At 60.0% G+C, this 4960-nt stretch carries 2 protein-coding genes; both read left to right on the plus strand.

The window, feature by feature from the left end; translation table 11 throughout:
* The coding region (locus FV139_RS20945; protein WP_148070452.1) for a beta strand repeat-containing protein at positions 1-4308 on the plus strand (4308 nt) is incomplete at its 5' end.
* A 305-nt stretch (positions 4309-4613) separates the two neighbouring features.
* A partial coding sequence (locus FV139_RS20950; protein WP_148070259.1) for a retention module-containing protein occupies positions 4614-4960 on the plus strand: 347 nt, incomplete at its 3' end.

Below are 4960 nucleotides of genomic sequence, written 5' to 3' on the forward strand. Positions count from 1 at the left end.
GGTGGTGATGCCATTATCGACGAGGATGACCTGGACCAGACCGGTACCGACATGGACGGCTCGGACACCCCGACCGATCCCAACGCGGTGACCGGCGACTTCAGCATCAGCTCCCCGGATGGCGTCCAGTCCCTGACGGTGGGCGGCATTGCCGTGGTCAGCGGTGGTGTGGTGCAGGGCTTCCCGGCCAGCACGACGACGCCGCTGGGCAACACCCTCACCATTACCGGATTCGATGGCACCACCGTGAACTACAGCTACACGCTGAACGCCAATGAAACCCACTCTGCGGCAGGTGAAGACTCGATCTTTGAGGACTTCGCGGTCTCCGTAGTCGACCCGCAGGGCGACAGCGACAGCGATACCCTGTCCGTGCAGATCGTGGACGATGTGGCCACCGCCATGGATGACACCAATGGCACCAGCGCCGGTGGCACCGTGGGTGGCGACGTGGTGGCCAACGACGTGACCGGTGCCGATGGCATTACCGGTGTGGTCGGCGCCCAGACAGCGGCGGATTACGCTGGCGGCGACCTCACCAACGGTGTGGGCGTGCTGGTCAGCACCAAGGGCACCCTGACCCTGAACGGCGACGGGACCTACAGCTACACCGCCAATGCGGATGCGACCGGTGACGACGTGTTCTACTACACCGTCCAGGACGGCGACGGTGACCTCAGCACGGCGATCCTGACGATCACCGTGGATTCCGAGCCGATGATCACCAACCTGACGCCGAAAGGTGACGGTGGTGATGCCATTATCGACGAGGATGACCTGGACCAGACCGGTACCGACATGGACGGCTCGGACACCCCGACCGATCCCAACGTGGTGACCGGCGACTTCAACGTCAGCTCGCCCGATGGTATCCAGACCCTGACGGTGGGCGGCATTGCCGTGGTAACAGCCGGCGTGGTCCAGAGTTTCCCGGCCAGCGTCACTACCCCGCTGGGTAACACCCTGACCATTACCGGGTTCGACGGTACCACCGTGAGCTACAGCTACACGCTGAACGCCAATGAAACCCACTCTGCGGCAGGTGAAGACTCGGTCTTCGAGGACTTCGCGGTCTCGCTGGTCGATCCGGAAGGCGATAGCGACAGCGACACCCTGTCCGTACAGATTGTGGACGATGTGGCCACGGCCATGGACGACACCAATGGGACCAGTGCTGGCGGTACTGTGGGCGGCGACGTGGTGGCCAACGACGTGACCGGTGCCGATGGCATTACCGGTGTCGTGGGCGCCCAGACAGCGGTGGATTACGCTGGCGGCGACCTCACCAACGGTGTGGGCGTGCTGGTCAGCACCAAGGGCACCTTGACCCTGAACGCAGACGGCACCTACAGCTACACCGCGAATGCGGATGCGACCGGTGACGACGTGTTCTACTACACCGTCCAGGACGGTGATGGTGACCTCAGCACGGCGATCCTGACGATCACCGTGGATTCCGAGCCGATGATCACCAACCTGACGCCGAAAGGTGACGGTGGTGATGCCATTATCGACGAGGATGACCTGGACCAGACCGGTACCGACATGGACGGCTCGGACACCCCGACCGATCCCAACGCGGTGACCGGCGACTTCAGCATCAGCTCCCCGGATGGCGTCCAGTCCCTGACGGTGGGCGGCATTGCCGTGGTCAGCGGTGGTGTGGTGCAGGGCTTCCCGGCCAGCACGACGACGCCGCTGGGCAACACCCTGACCATTACCGGATTCGACGGCAGCACCGTGAGCTACAGCTACACGCTGAACGCCAATGAAACCCATAGCGTGGCGGGCGAGGACTCGATCTTTGAGGACTTCGCGGTCTCCGTAGTTGACCCGCAGGGCGACAGCGACAGCGATACCCTGTCGGTGCAGATCGTGGACGATGTGGCCACGGCATATGATGATGGCACCATCGCGACCCTCAATGAGCCCGCGGTCGGAGTCAACCTGGGATCGGCAGCGTCGCTGTTGCTGGCTAATGACGAGTTCGGTGCGGACGGCCTGGGTGCGTCGGGTATCAGCCTGGTGTCCCCGACAGGCAGTGCCGGCGGCACTATCACCATCAATGGTGACGGTGACCTGATCTACACTAACGACATCCCGAACGGTCAATCAGTTCTCGATACCTTCAGCTACACGATCACTGATGGTGACGGCGATGTCAGCGCACCGGCAACCTTCTCTGTCAGCCTGACCGATGTCAACGAACCCCCGACCATCAATGTGAACGTGGGTGAGGATGAAGTCTATGAGGCCTATCTCACAGGCGGTTCAGGTCTGCCAGCCGGTGTTTCCACGCCGCTGACGGCCTCTGGCACGATCACCCTTGCCGATTCCGACGGGCTCGATTCTTCCGTATCGATCCGGGTTGGTGGCGTGTCGGGCGATGTTGTCACCATGACGGCGTTGTTGTCATTGGAAGCTTCGGGCACCCCGATTACGCTTTCCAATGCTGATGTGGAGTACGGCCAACTGCAATTGACGGGTTACAACAGCGGCACGGGTGAGGTTCAGTGGCAGTACACGCTGCAGACCAATGTCGACAACGACGATGCCCAGGAGGTACTGGACGGCGCGACCGACACGCTGGATCTCGACGATTTCACGGTCGAGATTTCCGACGACGCTGGCGCTACCTGGGTCGGCCCTGCCACCGGCACGGTGAAAGTCTATGACGATGAACCGGTTTTCTCGGCTGATGGCACCCTGCTGATCAGTGCACCGGACAACAGCCTGAATATCGCTGACATCGTGGACTGGACGTTCGGTGCAGACGGCTATGCGAGCGTCAGCTCCGATTCGGGATCAGCCGTTGTTGCCTCCCAGACCGCGGACGGTGTGGTCATCAATCTGCTGGATTCAGAAGGTGTCGTCGTTGGTATCCTGACGCTGAATGCAGATGGTACTGACTCTCTCGAGGTGATCGATCGCCCGGCAGACATCATTCAGGTACCGCTGTCTTCTGCCTCTGTATCCGCGGGCGGACCGCAGCCCAGTTATGTGCTCAACGACGCCACAACAGGCCTGGTCACTACGGTCTCCGGTAACGATCTGGTGAACCCGAGTACCCAGGGCTGGGCAATCTCTGACAACCAGGTCGATCCCGGGGAGAATATTCTTTTCAGCTTTGCGGGGCCGGCCGTCCAGAACTTCACGTTCATGGTAGAGGGGATCACCGGTGGTGGCGATAAAATGCCCGACGTGGCTGTCACCGTCACCTATGACAATGGCACCACTACACTCGTGAATGCTACGTTTGGCGATGGTGGCGTGTTCGACAGTACGAACTATGCAGCTATCGAAGCCGCCATCGACGGCGGTCGGACAATTTCCTCCGTGAGGGTGGCTAGTGCTGAACCTGACAAAGGCAATGGCTTCCGCCTGAACAATGTTTCGGCGGGTGCAACTTCGTCGGAAGATCCCGACGACCTCAACTTCAACTTCACCCTTGATATCGTCGATGGTGATGGGGACGTTGCCAGTCAGGACTTCGACATTACCCTGCAAGGCGCCGAGGACGGCTCATTCTCCGTGACCACGGCGACGCCCATCACCATCGATCTTGGTAACGATGGTGTGGAGTACGTGAGCAGGGAAGCCGGTATCGTGTTCACCGACCAGGTGACCGGTGAGGTGGTCAACACGGCCTGGATTGGGGCTGACGACGGATTGCTTGTCTTCGACGCCGACAATTCCGGTACCGTCAATGAAGCGAAGGAATTCGTCTTCACTGAATGGAGCGAGACTGCCAGGACTGACATGGAGGCTGTAGCCGAAGTCTTTGACACCAACAAGGACGGCGTGCTCGACGCGCAGGACGAGCAGTTCTCCCAGTTCGCGGTGTGGCAGGATGCCGATGGCGATGGTGTCACCGATGCGGGTGAACTGACTTCGCTGGTTGATCTGGGTGTGCAGAGTATCGCCCTCAACTACGCCGAGGACAGTCAATCTGGCTCTGCAGCTGACGGTGATGTCTTCATCCACGGCCAATCCACTGTGACCTGGACTGACGGCAGTACTTCCACCGCGGATGATGCCTCCTTCGCCCAGGATCCGCTGGACCTGAAGGACCTGATCGGTGACAGCGAGGAAGCGGAACTCTCGTCCTTCCTGAATGTCTCCTTCGACGGTACCAATACTATCGTCGAAGTGAGCAATTCTGGATCGTTCGAGGGGAACGCCGGGGATGCCGACAAGGTCGACCACACCGTCACCTTTGAAGGCATCGACCTGGTCACCGGTCACGACGACATGGCCTCCATCATCCAGAACATGCTGGATAGCGGAAAGCTGACTGTCGATCAGTGATAGTTCTGTTCCGGTATACATCCCTGCCTCCCTAGGGAGGCAGGGATTTTTTTGCGGACGTGGCCGGAAGATACCGGCCAAACTCATTAAATTCGGTGTAGTTGAGATAGACTCCCCAATAGCGGTAACTGAATCCGCTAATTGATACATCTGCATGGTAAAACTGTGAGCTGGATCACGGTTTTCTGCTTGAATCCTGCCCTTAAGTCCAATACCGCATTCTCCAGTCTGTCCTACGCTTCAAGTGTACAAGACCAAATCTGGTCTGCATGTACCGGTTTCTCAGGAAACCAGGGAGCTGACTCATGGCCAATGTAGCAATAGCAAACGTGGTGGCAGTGGTAGGGAAAGCCTTTGCCCGCAACGAAGACGGCGAGCTGCGTGAGATTCGCCCGGGTGACGTGATACTCGAAGGGGAGACCGTAGTGACGCCGGATGGCGCCTACGTTGAGCTCTCCATGATGGATGGCGAGCCCTTCGTCGTTTCTGGCGTTGAGGAAATGGCCATCACCCGCGACCTCGTTGCGGCGCGGGCCGCCGGGCCGGACGAAGCCAGTGTTGAAGACGAATCCATCGACGCCCTGTTGACCGCCCTGGAAGGCGACGGCGACATCGGCGATGTGCTGGAAGCGACCGCAGCCGGGGCTGGCGG

Origin of the sequence: Parahaliea maris, from assembly GCF_008064665.1 — a bacterium.
GTDB classification, from domain to species: Bacteria; Pseudomonadota; Gammaproteobacteria; order Pseudomonadales; family Halieaceae; genus Parahaliea; species Parahaliea maris.